Origin of the sequence: Microbacterium sp. 70-16, from assembly GCF_001898315.1 — a bacterium.
Lineage (GTDB): Bacteria > Actinomycetota > Actinomycetes > Actinomycetales > Microbacteriaceae > Microbacterium.
Map to the genome: position 1 here is coordinate 13,268 of NZ_MKTQ01000020.1, position 23,490 is coordinate 36,757.

The 23,490-nt window shown below is 71.4% G+C and carries 20 protein-coding genes; 8 read left to right on the forward strand and 12 right to left on the reverse strand.

Translation table 11 applies throughout. The features are described 5' to 3' along the window. Positions 1-115: 115 nt before the first annotated feature. Positions 116-916 carry a hypothetical protein gene (locus BGO46_RS09920; RefSeq protein ID WP_292676884.1) on the forward strand — a complete coding sequence of 267 codons (801 nt, stop codon included), beginning with the start codon at positions 116-118 and terminating at the stop codon, positions 914-916. A gap of 26 nt (positions 917-942) precedes the next feature. Then, entirely contained in the window at positions 943-2,385 is a 1,443-nt protein-coding gene (locus BGO46_RS09925; protein ID WP_292676882.1) for a D-alanyl-D-alanine carboxypeptidase, read from the forward strand. 22 nt (positions 2,386-2,407) lie between these two features. On the opposite strand, the gene BGO46_RS09930 is transcribed toward BGO46_RS09925, so the two are convergent. The 5 genes from BGO46_RS09930 to BGO46_RS09950 form a co-directional block, all read right to left on the reverse strand. Continuing rightward, complete coding sequence (locus tag BGO46_RS09930) at positions 2,408-3,382, reverse strand: alpha/beta hydrolase (RefSeq protein ID WP_292676880.1); 975 nt, start codon at positions 3,380-3,382, stop codon at positions 2,408-2,410. Positions 3,383-3,542: 160 nt separating this feature from the next. Beyond that, positions 3,543-4,913 carry an FAD-dependent oxidoreductase gene (locus BGO46_RS09935; protein WP_292676878.1) on the reverse strand — a complete coding sequence of 457 codons (1,371 nt, stop codon included), beginning with the start codon at positions 4,911-4,913 and terminating at the stop codon, positions 3,543-3,545. A 63-nt stretch (positions 4,914-4,976) separates the two neighbouring features. After that, positions 4,977-6,038, reverse strand: coding sequence for a polyprenyl synthetase family protein (locus BGO46_RS09940; RefSeq protein ID WP_292676876.1), 1,062 nt, complete (start codon positions 6,036-6,038; stop codon positions 4,977-4,979). Between the two features lie 41 nt (positions 6,039-6,079). Continuing rightward, positions 6,080-6,793, reverse strand: a complete 714-nt coding sequence (locus BGO46_RS09945) for a demethylmenaquinone methyltransferase (RefSeq protein ID WP_292676874.1) — start codon at positions 6,791-6,793, stop codon at positions 6,080-6,082. Beyond that, a complete protein-coding gene (locus BGO46_RS09950) occupies positions 6,790-7,374 on the reverse strand; it encodes a hypothetical protein (RefSeq protein ID WP_292676872.1) in 585 nt (194 codons plus the stop codon). Before BGO46_RS09950 ends, BGO46_RS09945 begins: the two co-directional genes overlap by 4 nt. A 41-nt stretch (positions 7,375-7,415) precedes the next feature. Here BGO46_RS09950 and BGO46_RS09955 point away from each other — a divergent pair, with 41 nt between their 5' ends. Continuing rightward, on the forward strand, positions 7,416-8,678 hold the full coding sequence (locus tag BGO46_RS09955; RefSeq protein WP_292676870.1) for an isochorismate synthase: 1,263 nt from the start codon (positions 7,416-7,418) through the stop codon (positions 8,676-8,678). A gap of 3 nt (positions 8,679-8,681) precedes the next feature. On the opposite strand, the gene BGO46_RS09960 is transcribed toward BGO46_RS09955, so the two are convergent. Genes BGO46_RS09960 through BGO46_RS09970 form a run of 3 tightly spaced genes read right to left on the reverse strand, consistent with a single transcriptional unit; the run spans position 8,682 to position 11,833 of the window. Beyond that, on the reverse strand, positions 8,682-9,545 hold the full coding sequence (locus tag BGO46_RS09960) for a polyphosphate kinase 2 family protein (RefSeq protein WP_292676868.1): 864 nt from the start codon (positions 9,543-9,545) through the stop codon (positions 8,682-8,684). A gap of 49 nt (positions 9,546-9,594) precedes the next feature. Next, the gene (menD, locus tag BGO46_RS09965) at positions 9,595-11,397 is read right to left on the reverse strand and encodes a 2-succinyl-5-enolpyruvyl-6-hydroxy-3-cyclohexene-1-carboxylic-acid synthase (protein ID WP_292676866.1); all 1,803 of its coding nucleotides are present in this window, start codon (positions 11,395-11,397) and stop codon (positions 9,595-9,597) included. A 1-nt stretch (position 11,398) separates the two neighbouring features. Continuing rightward, complete coding sequence (locus tag BGO46_RS09970; RefSeq protein WP_292676864.1) at positions 11,399-11,833, reverse strand: PLD nuclease N-terminal domain-containing protein; 435 nt, start codon at positions 11,831-11,833, stop codon at positions 11,399-11,401. 81 nt (positions 11,834-11,914) lie between these two features. Here BGO46_RS09970 and BGO46_RS09975 point away from each other — a divergent pair, with 81 nt between their 5' ends. After that, on the forward strand, positions 11,915-12,169 hold the full coding sequence (locus BGO46_RS09975) for a DUF4229 domain-containing protein (protein ID WP_292676862.1): 255 nt from the start codon (positions 11,915-11,917) through the stop codon (positions 12,167-12,169). 36 nt (positions 12,170-12,205) lie between these two features. On the opposite strand, the gene BGO46_RS09980 is transcribed toward BGO46_RS09975, so the two are convergent. The 3 genes from BGO46_RS09980 to BGO46_RS09990 are packed head-to-tail and all read right to left on the reverse strand — an operon-like array spanning position 12,206 to position 15,306. After that, positions 12,206-13,177, reverse strand: coding sequence for a 1,4-dihydroxy-2-naphthoate polyprenyltransferase (locus BGO46_RS09980; protein ID WP_292676860.1), 972 nt, complete (start codon positions 13,175-13,177; stop codon positions 12,206-12,208). Between the two features lie 36 nt (positions 13,178-13,213). Further along, the gene (locus BGO46_RS09985; protein WP_292676857.1) at positions 13,214-14,362 is read right to left on the reverse strand and encodes an AMP-binding protein; all 1,149 of its coding nucleotides are present in this window, start codon (positions 14,360-14,362) and stop codon (positions 13,214-13,216) included. Beyond that, positions 14,362-15,306: a 1,4-dihydroxy-2-naphthoyl-CoA synthase gene (locus BGO46_RS09990; RefSeq protein ID WP_292676856.1), complete on the reverse strand. Its 945-nt coding sequence runs from the start codon at positions 15,304-15,306 to the stop codon at positions 14,362-14,364. The genes BGO46_RS09985 and BGO46_RS09990 overlap by 1 nt, the downstream gene beginning before the upstream one ends. Before the next feature lie 56 nt (positions 15,307-15,362). Here BGO46_RS09990 and BGO46_RS09995 point away from each other — a divergent pair, with 56 nt between their 5' ends. The 4 genes from BGO46_RS09995 (at position 15,363) to BGO46_RS10010 (ending at position 19,706) form a co-directional block, all read left to right on the forward strand. Continuing rightward, on the forward strand, positions 15,363-15,908 hold the full coding sequence (locus tag BGO46_RS09995; RefSeq protein WP_292676854.1) for a hypothetical protein: 546 nt from the start codon (positions 15,363-15,365) through the stop codon (positions 15,906-15,908). Between the two features lie 9 nt (positions 15,909-15,917). Beyond that, complete coding sequence (locus BGO46_RS10000; protein ID WP_292676852.1) at positions 15,918-18,815, forward strand: ATP-binding cassette domain-containing protein; 2,898 nt, start codon at positions 15,918-15,920, stop codon at positions 18,813-18,815. Beyond that, complete coding sequence (locus BGO46_RS10005; RefSeq protein WP_292676849.1) at positions 18,812-19,201, forward strand: VOC family protein; 390 nt, start codon at positions 18,812-18,814, stop codon at positions 19,199-19,201. The genes BGO46_RS10000 and BGO46_RS10005 overlap by 4 nt, the downstream gene beginning before the upstream one ends. Positions 19,202-19,307: 106 nt before the next feature. After that, entirely contained in the window at positions 19,308-19,706 is a 399-nt protein-coding gene (locus tag BGO46_RS10010) for a glucose-6-phosphate dehydrogenase (RefSeq protein ID WP_292676847.1), read from the forward strand. 102 nt (positions 19,707-19,808) lie between these two features. Here BGO46_RS10010 and metH read toward each other — a convergent pair whose 3' ends face one another. Beyond that, the gene (metH, locus tag BGO46_RS10015; protein ID WP_292676845.1) at positions 19,809-23,468 is read right to left on the reverse strand and encodes a methionine synthase; all 3,660 of its coding nucleotides are present in this window, start codon (positions 23,466-23,468) and stop codon (positions 19,809-19,811) included. Positions 23,469-23,490: the final 22 nt, after the last annotated feature.

Here is a 23,490-nt window from a genome sequence, read left to right on the forward strand (position 1 = left end):
TGACGGTACGCCGCCGCGCAAAGGCCGAGCATGCCGCGCAGCCGTGAGAATCCGCCCCGTCGTGCGCACGACATAGCAACCTGATAGACAGAGTGCGAGACCCACGAGGAGACCCATGACCGCGCACGCGACGCCTGTTTCACGCCACCGAGCTCACGGCATCGGCGGTGCGCTCGCCGCGCTCGTGCTCGCCCTGACCGGCTGCGCGACCGAGGCACCGGCATCCACCGCGCCGTCAGCAACAGCGAGCATCGCCGCCACCGCCGAGCCCGTCGCGGCGCAGGGCCTGTCTGCCGAACCGGTGTCGGGCACGGGGCGGGTGGAGTTCCCCGGTATGGACTTCCCGATTCCCGCCGGCGCGCAGTCGCTGCTGCTCGTGTTCGAGTGCGACGGATCGAGCCCGTTCTCGGTCGAACTGGGCGGCTCGATGATGCTGCAGCAGTCGCCGCTCTACGGCACGTGCGGCGACACAGCAGACCTCCTCTTCCCCGTCCTCGCGGCGACGCAGCCGAAGCTCACCGTCTACGTCGACGAGGGCGTGGCCTGGACGGCGACGCCGCTGTTCTCCACCGACCCGTTCCCGACGGAGACCTCGCTGGCGAGCGACTGCTCCGCGTTCGCCGCCGTGTACAGCGCGTACCTCAACGCCGATCAGGGCTATGGCCCGTACAAGGCGTTCGGCGAAGACGAGTGGGCGCGTCGCGTCGGCGCGGCAACCGATGACCTGGCGGCGCTCGCGGCCTCGTCGACCTCTTCGATCGCCCCGGCACTCGTGGAGTTGCACGAATCGGTGATCACGACGGAGACGGCGCTGGGCGCCGCGACACCGGTCGCCCACGAACAGATCGGCGTGATCATGGATGCCTGCAACGTCAATCAGACGCCGATCGTGACCAGCGCGGAGTTCGGCGGCTGATGACGACCCCGCCACCTCCGGACCGGATGGATGGGTCCGATGGCCTCGGCGACCTCACGGCGCTGATCGGAGGCAACGACCGCGAGAGCGACGACCGCGAGAGCAACGACCGCGAGAGCGACGACCGCGCGAGCGACGACCACGCGACCGCGGGCCGCGCGAGCGCCGTGGCCGCCGCTGGCACCGCCGAGCAGCCACTCGACGACACGCCTCCCACCGCAGCCCCGCGCCGTCGCGCGTGGATCGGCGGGACGATCGCGGCGGCCATCGTGCTGCTCCTCGGCGGCGGCACGGCCGGCTACATCGCGTGGGCGCTGAACGCGCCGCTGCCCACCCCGGTCGCGACGACGCGCGAACTCACGGCTCCCGACCCCGGCCCCGCGGTCGCCATCGCGATGCCGTCCGAGGGCGCCGCCGCGATCGCCATCACGGGCGGCGAGAACTACCTCGGCCCCGACGGCATCCACCTCGCGGTCGGGGCGAGCGTCCCCCGCCCGATCGCGAGCATCAGCAAGCTCATCACGGCTCTGGTCATCCTCGACGCGCATCCCCTGGCATCCGCCGACGACCCCGGCCCGACGATCACATTCAGCAAGGCCGATCACGACCTGTACGACGAGTACTACGTGCAGGATGCCATCGTCGCCGCGATGCCCACCGGCAGCACGATGTCGCTGCACGACGCCCTCGCCACGATGCTGATCCCCTCGGCCAGCAACTACGCCGAGGCGGTGTCGACGTGGGCGTTCGGTTCGCAGGGCGCGTTCCTTGCCGCGGTGCGCGACTGGACCGCCCGAGAAGGGCTCTCCGGCACGACACTCGTCGAACCGACCGGCATCAGCCCGCGCAACGTGAGCACGACCGCCGATCTGCTGCGGATCGCCGATCTGGCATCCGCGAACCCCACCCTCGCGCAGATCGCGGCGACCCCGTCGATCACACTGGCGGTTCCCGGCACGCTGACCAACACGAACAGCCTGCTGGGCGTCGACGGGATCACGGGCCTGAAGACCGGCAACCTCGGCGAGGGCACGTTCAGCCTCGTGTACACGTCGACCTTCGACGTGGGGATCGGCACCCCGCTGTCGGTGACCGGCGTCTCGCTCGACGGCTTCACGCGAAGCTCGGTGGATGCCGGTGTCACCCGCCTGCTCGACAGCGTGCGCGACGGCTTCCACTTCATCCCCGTCGCCACGGCGGGCACCGTCGTCGGCGTCTACGAGACGGCGTGGGGGTCGTCGGCACAGCTCGTCCTCGACGATGGCGCCTCGATCCTGACGTGGTCGGACACTCCGGTCACCGTCGAGATGGAGACGACTGCGCCGGTGACCTACGCGGATGGCGAGCAGGTCGGCACCGCGACCTGGACGGCCGGTCCGAACAGCGTGTCGGTGCCGGTCCGCATCAGCGGCACGATCACACCGCCCGGCGACTGGTGGCGCCTGACGAACCCGTCGCTGCTCGGCTGACGGCGCCTCGCGCTCCGTCGCGTCACTGTCGCAGCGCGCCCTTCAGCAGCCAGTCCTCGAGCGCCCGGAACGCCGCCTGCCGCGGCGTCGGCGCCGACAGGAAGACATCGTGGATCGCACCGTCGATGCGCCGGATGCCCACGTTCGGCCCGAGCTTCGTCGCGGTGCGCGCGATGTCGTCGACCACGAGCACACTGTCGGTCTTCGTCATCTCGTCAGACCACTGCAAGGGCGTCGACGACCGCTCCGAGAGGATGACGAGCACGGGGCAGTCGATCTGCAGGCCGGCGGCGACGCGCGCGTGACCCGCGACGATCGCGCCGAGCCAGCCCGGGTGCGTCGGGAATCCTCGCTCGGGGCGCCAGCGCTCGGGGGCATCCGGCAGCGTGTCGAGCTCGCGCTGGGCACGCGTGTAGAACCCGAGGTCGACGACGGGGTGCGCGCCGAGCGGATCCCAGCGGGCGCGCGCGGCGATGAGCGGCGCCATCGCCTGGCGGCCGATCGCGCCCGTCTGCAGTTCGAGCCACGGGCTGTTCAACACGACCGCGGATGCCGTGTGCGGATGCCGCGCCGCCCACAGACTCAGCGTGAGTCCGCCCGTCGAATGCCCCAGCAGCACGAGCCGGCGCCCGCGTTCTTGCGTGCCCATCGCGGCGAGCGCCGCGGCGATGTCGGCGTCATAGTCGTCGAGGTTCGCGACGTAGCCGGGCGTCTGCCCGTCACGCAGACTGCGCCCGTACTTGCGCAGATCGAGTGCGTAGAAGCGCGCGCCGAGGCGGTTCCAGAAGGCGGCGACCTCGGTCTGGAAGAAGTAGTCCGACCACCCGTGCACGTACAGCACGTCGACGTCGCGCAGCGGCGCGGCCAGCGCAGACAGCCGGTGCGGCACGGCGCGCACGAGCGTCGCGGCGACCGGCCCCTCGGCATCCTGCCCCAGATCGAGGCTGAGCCGCTCGAAAGGGTGCCCCAGGATGTCGGCAGCCCACGCGTCGGTCATGCGGGTCAGCCTAGTTCGCCCTGCCGCTCGGGATCCCTGCAGTTCGGGAGGAGATTTCCGTTCGGGAGGATGGATGCCCCGAGAATCTCCTCCCGAAGCGAAATCTCCTCCCGAACTGCACCCCGAAGCGCGGGCTGGGAACGCGCGCGGGAGCGCGCCCCTACTCCCCGCGCGAGACGCGCAGCATCTCGTCGCGGTCGACGACCTTGATGCGGGCACGGTCATGCGGGGCGCCGAGGGCGATCTCGTGCGCGTCGAGGCGGTGCCAGCCTTCGAGGTCGGTCCAGGCGACGCCGCGGGATGCCAGCAGCGCCGGGATCGCCTCGGGCGACGGATCTTCGGGCGACCACCACGAGCCCTGATCGTTGATCAGGTGGCTGATGGTCTCCATGGCATCCGACTTGGTGTGGCCGATCAGGCCGACCGGTCCACGCTTGATCCAGCCGGTCGCGTACACACCGGGAACCCGCTCGTTCGAGTCCTTGTGTAGCACCTGACCCTCATGGTTGGGGATGACGCCGTGCTTCTTGTCGAACGGCACGCCCGGCAGCGGCGAACCGAAGTAGCCGACCGCCCGGTACAGCTGCTGCAGCGGCACCTCGCGCAGTTCGCCCGTGCCGACGACGCCGCCCTCTCCGTCGGGCTGCGTGCGCTCGTAGACGAGCGCACTGACGCGGCCGTCCTCGGTCTTCAGCTCGACGGGCTTGGCCCAGAAGTGCAGGTGCAGACGACGGGATGCCTCGCCGCCGGCGTTGTTCGCACTCGGCCGCTGGCGCCACGACTGCAGCACGCGGTCGATGACCATGACCTGCTTGTTCGACGCGATCGCGTCACGCGACGCCTCGTCGTAGTCGAAGTCCTCGTCGTAGACGACCATGTCGACGTCGCGCAGCTCGCCGAGCTCGCGCAGCTCGAGCGGCGTGAACTTCACCTGGGCCGGGCCACGGCGTCCGAAGACGTGCACGTCGGTGATCTGTGAGGCCTCGAGCCCGGCCTGCACGTTCGCGGGGATCTCGGTGACGAGCAGATCCTCGGCGTGCTTGGCGAGCATGCGGGCGACGTCGAGCGCGACGTTGCCGACGCCGACGACACCGACGGATGCCGCGTCGAGCGGCCACTCACGGGGGAAGTCGGGATGCCCGTCGTACCAGCTGACGAAATCGGCGGCGCCGTAGGAGCCGGCCGCGTCGATGCCGGGGATGTCGAGCTCGGCATCGCGCACCGCACCGGTCGCGAAGATGACCGCGTTGTAGTGCCGCTTGAGGTCGTCGAGGGTGAGGTCCTCGCCGAAGCGGACGCCGCCGAAGATGCGGATGTCACCGCGGTCGAGCACATCGCGCAGGGCCGTGATGATGCCCTTGATGCGCGGGTGGTCGGGCGCGACGCCGTAGCGGACGAGCCCGTAGGGTGCGGGCAGGTGGTCGAACAGGTCGATCGCGACGTTGAACTGACGCTCGGCCTTGAGCAGGATGTCCGCGGCGTAGATGCCGGCGGGGCCTGCGCCGACGATGGCCAGCCTGAGCTTGGTCATGAGGGTTCCTTCGATTCAGTCGATGGGCCTGCACGGCCCGGGTAACGCGAACGTGAGCGCGCCTCAGCTGGAGCGGTCGACGATGACGTGCGACAGCCGCACGAGCGCGTCGTGGACGACGCCATCCGGGAGCGGATCGATGGCCGCGACCGCGGCATCCGCCCATTCGTACGCCTGCCTGCGGGTCTGTTCCGTCACGTCGTGGTCGCGCAGCTGCGCCATCGCGCCGTCGAGGATCGCCGGGTCGGCGCCGTCGGCGATGCGCGCGACGCCGTCGTCGATGGCGGCCTTCAGGCCCTGCGACGCGGCGTCGGACTCGCGGCCGAGCAGCAGGTACGGCATCGTCGGAACACCCGCCCGCAGGTCGGTGCCCGGAACCTTGCCGGTCTCGGCGGCATCCGCCGACAGGTCGATGACGTCGTCGAGCAGCTGGAACGCGATGCCGACCTTCTCGCCGTACTCGAGCACGGGCTGGACGTACTCGTCCGGGGCATCCGAGAACAGCACTCCGGCCTGAGCGGATGCCGCGATCAGCGACCCGGTCTTGTCGGCGAGCACCTGCAGGTAGAACTCCACGGGGTCATCGCCGGCCTGCGCGCCGACCGTCTCGTGCATCTGCCCGAGCACGAGCCGCTCGAACGTGTCGGCCTGCAGGCGGATGGCCCGCTCGCCGATCTGCGCCATGAGCTGGCTCGCGCGGGAGAACAGCAGATCGCCCGTGAGGATCGCGACGTTGTTGCCCCACACCGCGTGGGCGCTGGGCACGCCACGGCGCACGTCGGCGCCATCCATGACGTCGTCGTGGTAGAGCGATCCGAGGTGGGTCATCTCCAGCGCGGTCGCGCCCGCGATGACGTGATCGGTGATGCCGCGGCCGAGCTGAGCGGTCAGCAGCGTCAGCATGGGGCGCACGCGCTTGCCGCCGGCCTCGTAGAGATATCGGGTGGTCGCGTCGGCGAGGGCGTCAGTGACCTTCAGCTCGCGAGCGAGCGACTGCTCGACCGTGTCGAGGCCGTCCTCCACGATGCCCAGCAGCTTGCGCAGGCGAGGGCCGGCGAGCACGCGCTCGGTCAGACCCAGTTGGGCCGAGAGGCGCGCGCCGGAGGCAGGGAGGCTCGCAGTCACCGTTCCAGCCTACCGTCGTTGCCCGGTCTTCCCCTCGCGGGTCAGGCGTGGGGTTTGGTCGCGCGGTGCAGAGCGACGATGCCGAACGTGAGGTTGCGGTGGGCCACGTCGGTCCAGCCCGCACCGCGGATCCACGACGACAACGTCACCTGGTCGGGCCAGTCGCGGATCGACTCGTTGAGGTAGTCGTACGCATCGGCGTTGCTCGAGACGGTCTTCGCGACGATCGGCAGCACGCGGTTGTTGTAGAAGCCGTACAGGCCCGCGAAAGCGGCGTTCTGCGGGTGCGAGAACTCGCAGATCACGAGCCGTCCGCCCGGAGCGGTGACCCGCAGCATCTCCCCCAGAGCCTTCTTCGGGTCGTTGACGTTGCGCAGCCCGAACGAGATCGTGACGGCGTCGAACGCGTTGTCGTCGAACGGCAGCGCCGTGGCATCCGCCTCGACGAACGACAGGTTCGCGACGTCACCATGCCGGCGGCGACCCTCCGCGATCATGCCAGGCGAGAAGTCACCCGCGACCACCTCGGCGCCGCTGCGCGCGAGCGACACCGAACTCGCGCCGGTGCCGGCAGCGAGGTCGAGGATCCGCTGACCCGCCTTGGGCGCGACGGCGCGGGTCGTCACGATGCGCCACAGTTTGTCTTGACCGAGGCTCAGCACCGTGTTGGTGCGGTCGTAGCCGGCAGCGACCTCGTCGAACATGCCGCTGACGCGGGAAGGGTCTTTGCCGAGGTCGGCGCGGTGCTCAGTCACTCCTCGATCCTAGGCGCGGGGCCGGATGCCGGAGCAAGGCGGTCAAGCTCGGCGAGCCAGCGCGCCGCGGTCGCGCCGTCGTACGGAGCGCGCTCAGCGGTCACCTCGCGCTCGAGGTCGATCGCGACCTGCTCGAGCCGGGCGACGATGTCGGCCGGGTAGCCGTACTGCACGCGGTGCTCGTCCCACTCGTCGCGGTCGTCGATGAAGATGCCGCGCCCGTCGAGGGCGTGGACGACGTCGAGATCCATGTCGATGCCGACAGGTTCGGGGCCGTGCTCACCGGCATCCCACCGCACGTACCACGCGACGTCGATGTAGATCGCGATGCGCGGATGCGCCGCGTTGATCGTCGCGGCGTACTCGCCGCTCGGCGGCAGCAGCGTCACGCTGTCGCCCAGCACGTCGAAGGCGAGGCCCGGCCGCGCGCTGTGCCAGCCGTCACGCTGACCGACCCAATCGCCCCACTGATCGCTGCCCAAGAACACGCAGTCGTGCACCCAGTGCGGACTGCCGTCCCACTTGCGCCAACGGAACTTCAGCCGGGTGCCCGGTACGGGCAGGTCGGGGCGTGCGGTCACGGACGCGAGCCTACGCGGACCGAGCGGATTAGGCTGACAGCGTGAGTGTCACCGCGCCTAGCCCTGCCCGGCTGCGCGTCCTGACCCGCGAGATCGCGCCGCTCGGCGACCTGCTCGAGTACGCCGACCCGCGCAATCCGCTCGTCTGGGCGCGGCGCGGCGCGTGGCTCGTGGGCGTCGGCGACGCGCTGACCCTGACGGCGTCGGCGGCGGATGCCGCAGACCTGTCGGCACGCTGGCGCGCGGTGGCCGCCGCGGCCGAGGTCGACGATCCCGTCGAGGAACCGGGCTCGGGCCTGGTCGCGTTCGGGGCGCTGCCCTTCGACCCGCGTTCGGCCGCGACGGCGGTGCTGACGGTGCCCCGCCTGACGATCGGGCGGCGCGGCGACCGCTGCTGGGCGACATGGGTGCTGCCGGATGCCGGCGAACCCGAGCCCTCTGAACCCGAGGCGATCGGGTTCGGCCCGCACTGGTCAGCCGCGGTCGGCCCCGGCGCGCTCGGACCGGAGGGCTACCAGGATGCCGTGCGCGCGGGCCTTGCCGCGATCGCCGCCGGCGACGTGAGCAAGGTCGTCCTCGCCCGCGACCTGGTCGGCACCGTGCCACCCGGCGCCGACCTGCGGCGCCTCGTGCGCGCGCTCGCCTCGGGCTACCCCGACACGTGGGTCTACGCCGTCGACGGTCTCATCGGCGCGAGTCCCGAAACCCTCGTCACCGTCACAGGTGGCACGGTCACCGCGCGTGTGCTGGCGGGCACCGTCGCGCGTGGCGCCGACCCCGACACCGACCGCGAGGCCGCGCTGGGCCTGGCATCCAGCGCGAAGGACCTCGCCGAACACGGTTACGCCGTCCGCAGTCTCGTCGACGCGCTGACCCCGTACACGTCGGCCCTCGCCGCCAGTGAGCAGCCGTTCACCCTCGCGCTGCCCAACGTGTGGCACCTCGCGACCGACGTCGAGGCGGCGACCACCGCCGAGACCTCGGCGCTCGATCTCGTGCACGTGCTGCACCCCACGGCCGCGGTGGCGGGCACCCCGACGGAGGCCGCGCTCGACGCGATCGCGCGCATCGAGCCGTTCGACCGCGGCCGCTACGCGGGCCCGGTCGGCTGGATCGACGGCCGCGGCGACGGCGAGTGGGCGATCGCGCTGCGCGGCGCGCAGTTCGATGTGGATGCCGCGGATGCCGAGGGCATCCCGTTCACAGCGCACGCCGGTGCCGGCATCGTCGCGGGCAGTGATCCCGAGGCGGAGCTGCTCGAGACCCGCGTCAAGTTCCGCCCGGTGGTAGACGCCCTCGCGTAAGTCTCAGGTCGCGGCGAGGCGGGCCTTCTCGGCCTCGACGTCGAAGTCGGCGGCGGGCCACTGCGGGTCGATCTCTTCGAGGGCCTCGAGCAGCAGCGCCTGCACCGCGAGCCGCGCGTACCACTTCGCGTTCGCGGGCACGACGTACCACGGCGCGTTCGGCGTCGACGTGCGCTCGAAGACGGTCTGATAGGCATCCATGTACGCGGGCCACAGCTGCCGCTCGTCGACGTCGCCGGGGTTGTACTTCCAGTGCTTGTCGGGGCGGTCGAGACGCTCCATCAGCCGCGCCTTCTGCTCGTCCGACGAGATGTGCAGCATGACCTTGACGATGCGGGTGCCGGCATCGGTCAGCCGCTTCTCGAAGTCGACGATCGCGCCGTAGCGCCGCTCGATCTCCTCAGGCGACGCGAGCTCGCGCACCCGCCCGATCAGGACGTCCTCGTAGTGCGAGCGGTCGAAGACGCCGATGTACCCCGGCCGCGGCACCTCTTTCTCGATGCGCCACAGGAAGTCGTGCGCGCGCTCTTCGGCGCTCGGTGCCTTGAACGCCTTCAACTGCACGCCCTGCGGATCGACGGCGCCGATCACGTGTCGGACGATCCCGCCTTTGCCTGCCGAGTCCATCGCCTGCAGCACGAGCAGCACGGCGGGGCTGTCGTCGACGACGCGACTCTGCGCGAACAGGCGCTCCTGCAGTTCGTCGAGCTCTTCGACACCGGCGTCGAGGTCGCCCTTGCCATCCTTCTTGCCGCCGTCGTAGCCGGGTGTGGCGTCGGGATCGACGTCGGCGAGGCGGAACCCCTCCCCCACGCGCAGCAGTTCGGAGGGCTCGCCCGTCCATTCGGTCTGGCTCTTCGCGGTCATCCTGTCATCTTGGCGGATGCCACGGACGTTCGGTAGCGCCGCGCGACGCTCACCGGTCGAGCAGCACCTCGACGATCTGACGCCCGCTGACGGCCGAAGTGAGTGCCTGATCGAGCTCGGTGCGCGTCGTCGCGCGGACGTACTCCCAGCCGTAGGCGGCGGCGAGCTGTGCGATGTCGACGTCCTGCGGCGTGTACTGCACGCGATCCATCGCGGCGGCGCCGGCCGTCTGCGCGACCTCGAGTCCGTCGAAGATCGTGCCGCCGCCGTCATTGCCGACGACGACCTGGATCCTCGGTGCAGGCTCGGCGGCGGGCAGCAGCAGCGCACCGACGTCGTGCAGCAGCGCGAGGTCACCGATCAGCACGCGCGTGACGCCCGGCGCACCGTTCGCCTGGCTTGTCAACGCGATGCCCACGCCGGTCGCGATCGTCCCGTCGATGCCCGCGAGCCCGCGGTTGGCGTGCACGGGCACCTTCTTGCCGCCGAGTAGCTGGTCGGCGACGCGCACGAGCCGCGACGAGGCGAACAGCAGTCGGTCGTGCGGCCAGGTCGCCCGCCAGACGGCGTCGACGAGCATCGCGCGGTCGATGCGGGCCCGCGCGACCTCGAGCTCTGCGGCGATCGCGCCGAGGCGCTGTGCCGGCACGGCCGACGCGAGCCCTTCGGCATCCGGTGCCGCGGGCGCGAGATCGACGGATGCCGCGCGCGAGGCGCGCATCCACGCCCCGAACCAGTCGCGGTCGAGATCGCCAACGGCGGCGACGACGGCGTCGACGGCGGTCGTCGCGCCGTTGAGGTTGAGCGGCTCTCCCGGCCCGCGGACGGCGAACACCTCGACGTCTTCGCGCGACAGCAACGCCGTGACCTCGCGGCTGAGGGTCGGATGCCCGAACACGATCGCGCGCTCGATGCGCCCGCCGAGCTCGGGGTCAGCGAGCAGTCCGCGATATCCGTGCACGAGGTTGCGGCCGTAGCGCGCGCCCGACACGATCTCGGCGACGAGCGGCCAGCCGCCCGCGTGGGCGAGCGCTTCGGCGGCGCCGGAGGCATCCGCCCCCGCCACCACGACCGTCCGCGGCCCGCGCTCGAGCACATGCGGGTCGAGCTCGGGATCGGTCGGCACGTTCGACTCGCCGATGCCGCCGCCGCCCTGATACAGCGCGCCGGAGGGCTCGGGCGCGGGGATGTCTTCGGCGGGTGCGTCGTCGGGGCCGGGGCCTGTATGCACGAGCTGCACGGTCGGCTCGCCGAGCCACCGCGGCAGTGCACCCGCGAGCGGCTCGCGCAGCGGCAGGTTCAGATGCACCGGCCCTGCCTGCCTGGTGCCCGCGCCGAGCGCCGCTTCGACCGCCTCTTCCGCAACCCGGCGCAGCATCGCCGACTGCTCACCCGATCCGTCCGGGTCGACGACCTCGGGAACGGGCAGGTCGGCCTCGAGCCGCATGCTGGGCGCGAACAGCCCCGGCTGCCGCGTGGTCTGGTTCGCGCCGACGCCGCGCAGTTCGGGCGGCCGGTCGGCGGTCAGCAGCAGCATCGGGATGCCCGCGTGGTGCGCCTCCAGCGCCGCCGGCAGCAGGTTGGCGACGGCGGTGCCCGACGTGCAGATCACGGCGGCGGGCATGCGACTCTCGCGCCCGATGCCGAGCGCCGTGAAGCCGGCGACCCGCTCGTCGATGCGCACGTGCACGGATGCCGATCCCCGCGCCTCGAGCTCGGCGGCGACGAGCGCGAGCGCTTGCGAGCGCGACCCGGGGCTGACCACCAGGTGGCGCACGCCGAGCTCGACGAGGCGGCCGAGCAGGGCGGCCGCGGCATCCGTCGCGGGAGCCGAGTCGTGCGCGTGGGTCATGTCAGCCGAGGGATCCGCGCGGGCCGTGCGCCTGGCCGTCACCCTCGTCGTCAGGTGAGGGCTTGGCCTGGCTGGTGCCGGGGGCATCGCTTGCGGAGCCGCCCGGGGCATCCGGATCGTCGTCTTCCGCATCGAGGGCAGCCAGCTCTGCCTCGAGACGGCGGATGCGCTCGTCCTGATCGCTGATCGAGCCGATGCTGCCGAGGAAGGCCGGGTCGTCGTCGGGCGCGCGGAACTCGGGCTGCGGACGCACTCGGCCGCGCCCCACGATGAACCACAGGATGCCCCCGACGACCGGCAGCAGGATCACGATGAGCAGCCACACGGGCTTGTTCACGCCGCGATGGCGGGTCGGCGGCAAGAGCGCACAGTCGACGATGCTGTAGACCCAGAACGCGATCAGCAGCAGCACCGCCGGAAGGAGAATGCGCACCACCCTTCCATCCTAGGCGCGTGCGCCCTGCCGCGGCCGCGGTGTGGCGGCCGGGCGGCACGGGCGCGCGCGTAAACTGGGACCATGCGTGCTCGCTCGGCCCTCGTCTACACGGTGTTGCGACTGGCGGCCTTCCTCGTGCCGTTCGGGATCATGATGCTGATCCCGATCCTGCGTGAGTACTACTGGCTGTCGGCGATCTTCGCCGCGCTCATCGGCCTGAGCTTGTCGATGCTGTTCCTGCGCCGCCCGCTCGATGACCTGACCGCCGACCTCGCGGCGCGCAAGCCGAAGCGGCCCACCGACGAGCAGATCGAGGATGCCACGACCGACGAGTGATCGTCAGCCGGCCTCAGCCGCGGCATCCCGTCGAGCTCAGCCGACGAACGCCCAGCAGAGCAGACCGGCGTAGCCGAGCGAGGTGACGCTCGTCAGGCTCAGCGCGATGACAAGCTCGCGCGGTGCGCGGTAGGTCCAGACGATGAGGATCGCACAGGCGGCGGGGATGAGCGCAAGCAATCCGAGCCACGCGATCGGGTAGACCTGCGCGAGCAGCGTGACGATGAGGAAAGGCACGACCACGAAGACCGTGAAGACGATCTGCGTCGCGCGCTTGCCGATGCGCACCGTCAGCGTGCGCTTGCCCGCGATGCGGTCCTGGTCGATGTCGCGCAGGTTGTTGGCCAGCAGCACGGCGCACGCGAGCAGGCCCGCCGCGACGCCCGCGAACCAGGCCTCCTGCGGCACGAAGCCCGCCTGCACGAACGTCGTGCCGACCGTCGCGACGAGTCCGAAGAAGACGAAGACGAACAGTTCGCCGAGGCCCGCGTAGCCGTAGGGGCGCTTGCCGCCGGTGTAGAACCAGGCAGCGACGATGCAGGCGGCACCGACCAGCAGCATCCACCAGTGACCCGTACGCACGACGATCGCGATGCCCGCGATCGCGGCGATACCGAAGAACGCGAGCGCGACGGTGAGAACGGTGCGCGGCTTCGCCTTGCGGCTCGCCGTCAGGCGGGCCGGGCCGACCCGGTGGTCGTCGGTGCCGCGGATGCCGTCGCTGTAGTCGTTCGCGTAGTTGACGCCGATCTGCAGGGCGACGGCGACGATGAGGCAGCACAGTGCGATGACCCAGTGGAACGTGCGGTCGACAACGAGCGCCGCGCCCGTACCGAGCACGACGGGTGCGACCGCGAGGGGAAGAGTGCGCAGCCGCGCCGCGCCGATCCAGTCGCCGAGCCGCGCAGGCTCGACGTGGGCGGGGTCGCGCGAGACATGCGCGCGCTGCGGATTGCCGTGGACCTTCTTCGATCCGGAGCTCTTCTTCTTGCGGGTACTGGCTGCCACCCCGAAATCCTATTGCGGGAGGCTATGCGGGGCCGGTCAACCCGCGGCGGCCGCGTCTGCGGCGAGGGCGCGCAGCGCCGTGCGGTCGGGCTTGCCGCTGGGCAGCAGGGGCAGCCGGTCGACGACCAGCACCTCGCGCGGGCGCGCGGCCTTGCCGATCTCGGCCTCGACCGCCGCGCGCACGAGCGCGGTCGCGTCATCGGCGTCGACGCGCGCCGCCGTCACGACGACGGATGCCTGACCCCAGCGCTCGTCCGAGACGGGCACCACGACGGCATCCGCGAGCCCCTCGATCGTACGGACGGCCCGCTCGACGCGGTCGAGCGACACGTTGACGCCGCCCGAGATGATGACGTTGTCAGCCCGGCCCGTCACGCGCAGGCGTCCGTCGTCGAAGCTGCCGAGGTCGCCCGTGCGGTACCAGCGGGTCGCGCCGTCGCGCACGAAGACGCGGGCGGTCTGCTCGGGATCGCCGAGGTAGCCGTCGGCGAGCGTCGGCCCGGACAGCTGCACTTCGCCTTCGTCGATGCGCACACCGACGCCCGGCAGCGGGATGCCGTCGTACACGCAACCGCCGGAGGTCTCGCTCGATCCGTAGGTGCGGACGATCCGTGCGCCGACGGCGGCGGCGCGCTCGGCGAGCGCGGGCGCGAGCGCCTGCCCACCGACGAGGATCGCCTCGAACCCCTCGAGGGCGCGTGCTGCGGCGGTATCGCCGCCGTCGATCGCATCGAGGACGGTCTGCAGCTGCGCCGGGACGAGCGACGTGTACGTCGGCACGCGCACGCCACCGTCGCTGGATGCCATCGCCGCGGCCGCCGCGGCGAACGCGTGCGCCGAGAACGACCCCGCCAGAATCGCCGGCTCGCGTCCCGCGACAAGCGAGCGCACGAGCACCTGGACCCCTGCGATGTAGCCCGCCGGCAGGGCGAGCAGCCACGCGCCAGCGCCGAGGCGATCGGCCGTCGCGAGCGCACTCGAGGTGAGCGCCGCGCGGCTGATCGCGACGGATTTCGGATGCCCCGTCGAGCCCGACGTCGTGACGACGACGGCCGTCCCCGCGGGGACCTCGTGCGGGAGGTCGCCGCCACCGAGCGCGATCGCCGGCCCCGCGCCGAGGACGGCGCCGCGCAGGCCGCGCAAGACGGCTCGGGCGTCGGATCCGTCGACCGGTTCGAGGTTCATCAATAGTGGTACGGGTAGGGCGACCAGTCGGGATCGCGCTTCTCGAGGAACGCGTCGCGACCTTCGACGGCCTCGTCGGTGCCGTAAGCGAGACGCGTCGCCTCGCCCGCGAACACCTGCTGGCCGACCATGCCGTCGTCGATCGCGTTGAAGGCGAACTTCAGCATGCGGATCGCCGTGGGGGACTTGCCGAGGATCGTCCGGGCCATCGCGATTGCCTCGCGCTCGAGCTCGGCGTGCGGCACGACCCGGTTGACGGCGCCCATCTCATACGCGCGCTGCGCGGAGTACTCCTCAGCGAGGAAGAACACCTCGCGCGCGACCTTCTGGCCGACCTGGCGCGCCATGTACGCGGAGCCGTAGCCGGCGTCGAAGCTGCCCACATCGGCATCCGTCTGCTTGAACTTGCCGTGCTCCGCGCTCGCGATCGACAGGTCGCACACGATGTGTAGCGAGTGCCCGCCGCCCGCCGCCCACCCCGGAATGACGGCGATGACGACCTTCGGCATGAACCGGATGAGCCGCTGCACCTCGAGGATGTGCAGCCGGCCGAGGGACGCTGCCGTCACACCCACCGGTGGTTGAGTAGCCGGCGATACCGGCGTATCGAAACCACCCGCCTCATACTCATACCCCGCCCGCCCGCGGATGCGCTGGTCGCCGCCCGAGCAGAACGCCCACCCGCCGTCCTTGGCGCTCGGGCCGTTGCCGGTGAGCAGCACGACGCCGATCTTCGGGTCTTGCCGGGCGATGTCGAGGGCGCGGTACAGCTCGTCGACAGTGTGCGGGCGGAACGCGTTGCGCACCTCGGGTCGGTCGAACGCGACGCGCGCGATGCGGCCGTCGAGGCTCACGTGCGCGGTGATGTCGGTGTAGGCATCCGCGCCGGGCGCGAGGGTCCACTCGGCGGGGTCGAACAGCTCGGAGACGTAGGGCTCGGTCACGCGCCCAGCCTACGCGCGCGTCACGCGAGGCCCCCGCCGCCCCCTACGCTGGATCGGTGACGACGACTCCCCGCATCCTGACCCTGTTCGCCGCCGGCGCCCTCGCGCTCGGCCTGTCCGCCTGCACGGCGCAGACCTCGACCGAGCCGACTTCTTCCAGCGACGCAAGTGCCGCCGTCGCGGTGCAGGCGGCGTGCGACGGCGACGAGGGCGTGACGATCGTCGTCGACTCCTCGGCGCTCGCAGACGGCTCCTCCGAGACCTGGTGCTACTTCGCGACCGACACCGTCGCCGTCTCCGACGCGCTCGTCGGCACGGGAGTGACGACCGAGGGCACAACCGAGTACGGAGACCAGGTCATCTGCCGGGTGGACGGTCTCCCCTCGGCATCCGAGCCCGTCGGATCGACGGAAGACCCGACCTACGTCGAGGCGTGCGAGTCGATGCCGGCCGCGTTCGCGTACTGGTCGCTGTGGGTCAAGCCCGCCGGCGGCGCGTGGGACTACGCGCAGGAGGGTCTGTCGACCCTGACCGCCGAGCCGGGCGACAGCGTCGAACTGCTGTTCACACTCGACGGCGCGCCGGCGGCGCCCGCGGCGTAAGTTCCCCGTGTGACCTTCCGATCCGGGCCTCTGCGCGCGGCCGCCGCTCTGGCGGCCGGGTTCGTGGTGGTCCGGATCGTCTATCGGGTGCTGTTCCACGGCGCCGACGGCGACGGCCTCGTGGTGCGGCCGTTGCCGCTGTGGCGGCTGCCGGCGCCGTTCGCGCACGTGCAGGTGCTCGGCCCCGTGACGCTCGATGGGCTGATGGATGCCGCGCTCAGCGCGGTGCCGATCGCGCTGACGATCCTCGCCTTCGGCCTGCTCAACGCGATGCTCGACGTGCCGCGGCTGCTCGCGCGGGGCGCGCGGTCGGGTCCGCTGCAGGGGCTGGCGCGCGCGATCTCGGTGGCGTGGGCGACGCTGCCCTCGCTCGCCGATGCCGTGCGCACGGCGCGCTTCGCGCAGCGGCTGCGCGGCGAGCGCGCGGGTGTGGCGAGCGGCGTGCGCCTGCTCGCGCCCGTGCTGGAGCACACCCTCGAGCGGGCGACCGCCGTCGCGGCGGCGCTCGAGGTGCGCGGGTACGCGGGGCGCGGGCTCGAGGGCGACTGTGCGCACCCGGCGGTGCTGCGCGGGGCATCCGCGGGTTTCGGCGCAGGCGATGCCGTCGTCACTGTTCCCGAATTGCTGTCGCTGCACACGGACGAGCTGGTCGTGCTCACGGGTGCGACCGGCGCTGGCAAGACGACGCTGCTGCGCGCGCTGAGCGGGTTGCACTCGCATGTCGACGGCGGCTGGATCTCGGGCGTGGTGCAGGTCGCCGGCTGGGATCGCGCCGCGACGGCGCCCCGTGACCTCGCGCGGAGGGTCGGCGTCGTGCTGCAGCATCCGCGCCAGGCGTTCGCGACGCAGCACGTGCGCGATGAGATCGGGCTGGCTCTCGAGTTGCGCGGCGTCGCCCCGGTACTTGTCGACGAGCGCGTGCGCGACGTCGCGGCGCGCGTCGGGGTCACGGATCTGCTCGATCGCGAACTGCGCGGCCTGTCGGCCGGCGAGGCGACGCTCGTCGCGATCGCGGCCGCGATCGTCGAGCAGCCGATCCTGCTGCTCGTCGACGAGCCACTCGCCGACCTCGACGTCGACGCGCGCGCCCGCATCGTCGCGCTGCTGGGCACGCTCGCGCACGACGCCGGAATCAGCGTGCTCGTGGCCGAGCACCGCGCGGGCGAGCTCGCCAGCGTCGCCGACGGGTGGTGGGAGGTGCACGGCGGGCGGGTTGCGGCGGGCGAGGTTGTGGCGGGGCACGCGTTCGCAATTCAGTCTCCGCGCCACGAAAACACCGCCCCGGGGGTCGAATCGGGCATTTCGCGGCCACAGAGACTGAATTATGAACAGCAGACGGGTGCGCCTGCGCTCGAGGTGACGGGTCTCACGGTGCGCCACGGCAACCGCGTGGCCGTCGACGCGGCGACGCTGACCCTGCACGCGGGCGAGGTCGTCGCGCTACGCGGCCCGAACGGGGCCGGCAAGTCGAGCCTGCTCGCGGCGATCGCCACCGGCGAGCACGCGGCAGACGTCGCGCTCGTCCCCGATGACTCGGATGCCCTGTTCGTGCGCGACACCGTCGCGGCGGAGTGCCGTCACCTTGACCGGCGCCGCCGCCTGGCGCCCGGCACGACGGCGGCGCGGTTCGCGGGGCTGCTGAGCCTCGAGACGGATGCCGCGGCGTTCCGCGAGCGGTTGCGGAGGCATCCGCGCGATCTTTCCGCGGGCGAGCGGCGGTGCCTCGCGATCACGTTGCAGACGGCGGGAGATCCGCGCGTGCTCATGCTGGACGAGCCGACGCGGGGACTCGATCCGCGGGCGCGCGACCTCGTCGCCCGCGCGATGCTCGCCGAAGCCGCGCGCGGCACGGCCGTGCTGTTCGCGACGCACGACGCCGGCTTCGCCGCCCTCGCCGGCCGTGCGCTGGCGATGGAGGGCGGGGTGCTGGGGGGCCGGGCGCGGCACGAGCCCGCGGGGTTGCCCTCGGGGGCTGCCCTCGAGGCATCCGCTCGGCCTGCACTTCGGGAGGAGATTTCCGTTCCGGAGGATGCCCAGGCCCCGATCGATCCTCCCGAAGCGAAATCTCCTCCCGAAGTGCGACCACGGCCGCCGCGCCCCCACAACCCGCACCCCCACACCCCCCGCTGGCGCACCCCCGCCCTGATCGCCGCGAACCTCGCCGCGGCGACGGCATTCCTGTGGCCGCTCGTCGCGATCGCGACGCCGAGCCAGGCGCAGGCGGCCGTCCCCTACATCGCGCTATCGCTCGCGCCGCTCGCGGTCGTCCTCGTCTTCGCGGCGCTGGATGCCTCGATCCGCTCCGCGCACACGCTCGCGCTGCTGGCAGTGCTCGCCGCGATCGGCGCGGCGATCCGCATCGCGAGCACGGGCGTCGGCGGCGTCGAGGCGCTGTTTGTCCTGCTGATCCTCGCGGGGCGCGCGTTCGGAGCCCGGTTCGGGCTGCTGCTGGGCGCGGCATCCATAGCCCTGTCCGCACTGATGTGGGGCGGCGTCGGGCCGTGGCTGCCGTTCCAGATGTTCGCGTGCGGCTGGGTCGGCGCGGGCGCGGGACTGCTGCCCCGGCGCGTGCGCGGCGTACCCGAGATCATCATGCTCGCCGGGTACGGCATCGTCGCCTCTTACCTGTTCGGACTCATCATGAACATGTGGTTCTGGCCGTTCGCGGTCGGAGCGAACACGAGCATCTCGTACGTGCCGGGCGGGTCGATCGGCGAGAACCTCGCGCACTTCCTGGTCTACTCGCTGCTGACCTCGACGATCGGCTGGGACACCCTGCGGGCCGTCACGACCGTCGTCGGCCTCGCGCTCGTCGGCCGCGCGCTGCTGCAGTCGCTGCGAAGGTCGAAGCCCGTGGCAGTGGCTACCCCGCGCCTGCCGGCGACGAGGGCTACAGTCGACGCATGATCGTGATCGGGTCGATCGTCATCCGTGTCGACGACCTCGCCGCACAACTCGCGTTCTGGACGCAGGCGCTCGACTACGTCGCCCGCGAGCCGGTCGACGTCGACTTCGCCCTGTTGCGGCCGCGCTCGGGGCCCGGTGTGAGCGTCTCGCTGGACGCCGTCGCGAGCGAGCGGGTGCTGCCGCCGCGCATCCACCTCGACCTCTATGCGCAGGATCAGGATGCCGAGGTCGCCCGCCTTCAGGCGCTCGGCGCGCGCCGCGTGCGGTGGGACAAGCAACCCGCCGACGCCGACTACGTCATCATGGAAGACCCCGAGGGCAACCGCTTCTGCGTCGTCGATGCGACCGGCTGGAGCGGATGGGCTGCGCACGACGCCGCGTCGTGAACACCCGCTGACGAGAGTGGCCTCACCCGGCCACACCATAGTGCCGTCATGGGACAATGGACCGCGGCGGCTCCACCCCGAACGGATGCCGCCGGGAAGGCTCATCGTGCAGATCAGGAACTCCTCCGACTGGCGAGACGCCCTCCCCTTCGAACTGCCGGTGCCGGCCGCCGACGCGATGCCCGGCGAGCCGACCCGCTGCGCCGGCTGCGGCCCCGACAGCGAGCCCTGGCCGCGCGAGGGCCTGTGGATCGTGAAGCACCGGCATCCGAACAATCCGGCCGGATTCGTGCGGTACTACTGCGCCGACCACAAGCCGACGCCGAAGCTCGCTCCGCCGCCTATGTCGGCACCCGAGCGCGCGCGTCGCACCCGCGCGGCCGCGACGCCGCGCAAGGCGGCTGCGCCGTCGATGCCCGAGCGTGTCGCGGTGCTGTGCCCAGACTGCTTCGTCGAGGTGCCCGCGTCGGGCGTGTGCGGCATGTGCGGCCAGCGGGTCGGCTGAGCCGCGTCTGCCCCAGAACAGGCAACCGCCCCAGAACAGGCCGAAATCAGAGGCATCCGCCTGTTCTCGTGCGATTGCCTGTTCTCGGGTGGACGCGGAGCCTCACACCGAGAAGTACTTCGCCTCGGGGTGGTGGAACACGAAGGCATCCGTCGACTGTTCGGGGTGCAGCTGCAACTCGTCGCTCAGCTCGACGCCCATGCGCTCGGGGCGCAGGAGTTCCACGACCTTGCGGCGGTCTTCCATGTCGGGGCACGCGGGGTATCCGAGCGAGAACCGCGCGCCACGGTACTCGAGCTTGAACAGGCCCGCGGTGTCGGTCGGATCCTCACCGGCGAAACCGAGCTCGGAGCGGATGCGAGCGTGCCAGAACTCGGCGAGCGCCTCGGTCAGCTGCATCACAAGGCCGTTGAGCTCGTAGTAGTCGCGGTACTTGTTCTCGGCGAACAGCTTCGCCGTGACCGCGTCGATCGCGGCGCCGGCGGTCACCAACTGCACGGGCATGACGTCAACGACGCCCGACTCGCGCGAGCGCACGAAGTCGGCGAGATCGAGATGACGGTCGCGGCGCTGGCGCGGGAAGTGGAAGCGGAGGCGGTCGGAGCCGAGCGGGCCACCCGAACCCCCGTCGGGCGCGAGCAGCCCGGGCACGCCGAGCACCCCGGTGGGGTCGTCGCCGTGGTGCAGCACCACGATGTCGTCGCCGTCGCTCACGACGGGGAAATACCCGTACGCGACCGAGGCATCGAGCATGCCCTCGCTGAGGATCCGGTCGAGCCAGTACCGCAGCCGCGGCCGCCCCTCGGTCTCGACGAGCTGCTCGTACGACAGCGTGTCGTCGCCGCGGCCCGCTTTCAGGCCCCACTGGCCCATGAACGTCGCGCGCTCGTCGAGGTAGGCGGAGAAGTCGGCGAGCGCGATGCCGCGCACGATGCGCGTTCCCCAGAACGGCGGCACCGGAACGGGGTTGTCGGATGCCACGTCCGAGCGCGCCGGCATCGCCTCGGGCTCCGTGAGCGTGAGCCGCGATCCCGCCGCGTGGATGCGCTTCTTCAGGGGCGGCAGTCCCACGGCATCCTTGTCTTCGCCCCGCGCGATGCGCACGAGCGGCTCCATGAGGGCGAGGCCCTCGAAGGCATCCTTCGCGTAGCGGACGGTGCCCTCGAACGCGCTCGCGAGGTCGTCCTCGACGTAGGCGCGGGTCAGCGCCGCGCCGCCGAGCAGGACCGGCCAGCGGGTGCCGAATCCCCGCGCGGCGAGCTCGTCGAGGTTCTCCTTCATGACGACCGTCGACTTCACGAGCAGTCCGCTCATGCCGATGACGTCGGCGTCGTGCTCTTCGGCAGCCGCGATGAAGTCGGCGATCGGCTGCTTGATGCCGATGTTGATGACGTCGTAGCCGTTGTTGGTGAGGATGATGTCGACGAGGTTCTTGCCGATGTCGTGCACGTCGCCACGCACGGTGCCGAGCACGATGCGCCCCTTGCCGGCCGACTCGGTCTTCTCCATGAACGGCTCGAGCAGCGCGACGGCGGTCTTCATCGTCTCGGCCGACTGCAGCACGAACGGCAGCTGCATTTGTCCCGAGCCGAACCGCTCACCGACGACCTTCATGCCCTCCAGCAGGTGCACGTTGATGATGTCGAGCGGCTTCATGCCCTCCGCACGCGCCTGCTCGAGGTCGGCCTCGAGGCCCTTCGCCTCGCCGTCGATGATGCGGCGCTCGAGGCGCTCGCCCAACGGCAGGGCGGCCAGCTCTGCGGCGCGCTGGTCCTTGAGGGCTGCCGAGTCGACGCCGGCGAACAGGTCGAGCATCGTCGCGAGCGGGTCGTAGGTGAGGTTGCCCTCGGCATCCCATTCGCGGCGGTCCCAGACGAGGTCGAGCGCGACCTTGCGCTGGGCCTCGTCGAGCGATGCCAGCGGCACGATCTTCGCCGCGTCGATGATGCCCGAGGTCAGTCCCGCCTGGGTCGCCTCGTGCAGGAACACGGAGTTCAGCACGCTGCGCGCGGCGGGGTTGAGGCCGAACGACACGTTCGAGACGCCGAGCGTCGTGTTGATGCCGGGGTACTTCGCCGTCAGGGCCCGGATCGCCTCGATCGTCTCGATGCCGTCGCGCCGCGTCTCTTCCTGACCGGTCGCGATCGGGAACGTGAGGCAGTCGACGATGATGTCCTCGACGCGCAGACCCCACTCGCCGACGAGCTCGTCGACGAGCCGCGATGCGATGCGCACCTTGTCGGCGGTCGTGCGGGCCTGCCCCTGCTCGTCGATCGTCAGGGCGATGACCGCCGTGCCGTGCTCTTTGACGAGCGGCATGATGCGACCGAAGCGGGATGCCGCGCCGTCGCCATCCTCGTAGTTGACCGAGTTCACGACGGGCCGGCCGCCGATCAGCTCGAGCCCCGCCTGGATCACCGCGGGCTCGGTCGAGTCGATCACGAGCGGCAGAGTGGATGCCGAGGCGAAGCGCGACACGACCTCGCGGATGTCGGCGACGCCGTCGCGGCCGACGTAGTCCACGCACACGTCGAGCAGGTGCGCGCCGACGCGGATCTGATTGCGGGCGATCTCTACGCAGTCGTCCCAGCGGCCCTCGAGCATCGCCTCACGGAACGCCTTCGAACCGTTCGCGTTCGTCCGCTCGCCGATCGCGAGGTACGAGGCATCCTGGCGGAACGGGACGTGCTGGTAGAGGGAGGCGACGCCGGGGTCGATGTCGGCGTGGCGCGGCCCCTCGACAAGCTCGGGGGCCAGCGCCGGCTCGGGTGCCAGCGGCCGAATCCGTTCCACGACGGCGGCGAGGTGCTCGGGGGTCGTGCCGCAGCATCCGCCGATCAGGCCCAGGCCGAACTCGCGGACGAACTGCTCGTGCGCCGTCGCGAGCTCGGCAGGCGTCAGAGGATAGTGCGCGCCGTCGGCCCCCAGCACGGGCAGGCCCGCGTTGGGCATGCACGCGATCGTGACCGGCGAGTGCTTCGACAGGTGCCGCAGGTGCTCGCTCATCTCGGCGGGGCCCGTCGCGCAGTTCAGGCCGATGGCATCCACGCCGAGCGGTTCGAGCGCGGTGAGCGCGGCACCGATCTCCGATCCCATGAGCATCGTGCCAGTCGTCTCGACCGTCACCTCGACGAAGATCGGCAGGCGGATGCCCCGGGCTACGATCGCCTGCTTGCAGCCGTTGATCGCGGCCTTCGTCTGCAGCAGGTCCTGGCTGGTCTCGACGAGGAAGGCATCCGCTCCCCCGTCGATGAGCCCCTCGGCCTGCAGCGCGAACGTCTCTTTCAGGTGCGCGTACGTCGTGTGCCCGAGCGAGGGCAGCTTTGTGCCGGGCCCCATCGAGCCGAGCACCCAGCGCATGCGGCCGTCCGCGGCCTCGGCCGCCTCGGCGCGGCCCCGCGCGATGCGCGCACCAGCTTCGGCGAGTTCGGTGATGCGGTCATCGATGCCGTAGTCCGACAGGTTCGACCAGTTCGCGCCGAAGGTGTTGGTCTCCACGGCATCCACGCCGACCGCGTAGTACGCGTCGTGGATCGCCGCGACGACATCGGGCCGCGTCACGTTGAGGATCTCGTTGCAGCCCTCGAGCCCCGCGAAATCGGTGTCGATCTGCAGGTCGTGACGCTGCAGCATCGTGCCCATCGCGCCGTCGGCGATCACGACACGGCGCGCCAGGGCATCGAGCAGCGCCTGGGCGCGCTCGGTGCGTGGCACCCCGTCGATGTCGAGGGCGAAACGGGGTTCGGTGCGGGTCGCGGTCACCGCCCGATTCTACGGCCGCGGG

Coding starts and splice junctions, on each gene's coding strand:
- BGO46_RS09935 (WP_292676878.1), bottom strand. CDS start 4,913: ATGACCAAGCTCAGGCTGGCCATCGTCGGCGCAGGCCCCGCCGGCATC.
- BGO46_RS10005 (WP_292676849.1), top strand. CDS start 18,812: ATGATCGTGATCGGGTCGATCGTCATCCGTGTCGACGACCTCGCCGCA.
- menD (WP_292676866.1), bottom strand. CDS start 11,397: ATGACCCACGCGCACGACTCGGCTCCCGCGACGGATGCCGCGGCCGCC.
- BGO46_RS09960 (WP_292676868.1), bottom strand. CDS start 9,545: ATGACCGCGAAGAGCCAGACCGAATGGACGGGCGAGCCCTCCGAACTG.
- BGO46_RS09930 (WP_292676880.1), bottom strand. CDS start 3,382: ATGACCGACGCGTGGGCTGCCGACATCCTGGGGCACCCTTTCGAGCGG.
- BGO46_RS09985 (WP_292676857.1), bottom strand. CDS start 14,362: ATGAACCTCGAACCGGTCGACGGATCCGACGCCCGAGCCGTCTTGCGC.
- BGO46_RS09920 (WP_292676884.1), top strand. CDS start 116: ATGACCGCGCACGCGACGCCTGTTTCACGCCACCGAGCTCACGGCATC.
- BGO46_RS09925 (WP_292676882.1), top strand. CDS start 943: ATGGATGGGTCCGATGGCCTCGGCGACCTCACGGCGCTGATCGGAGGC.
- BGO46_RS09975 (WP_292676862.1), top strand. CDS start 11,915: ATGCGTGCTCGCTCGGCCCTCGTCTACACGGTGTTGCGACTGGCGGCC.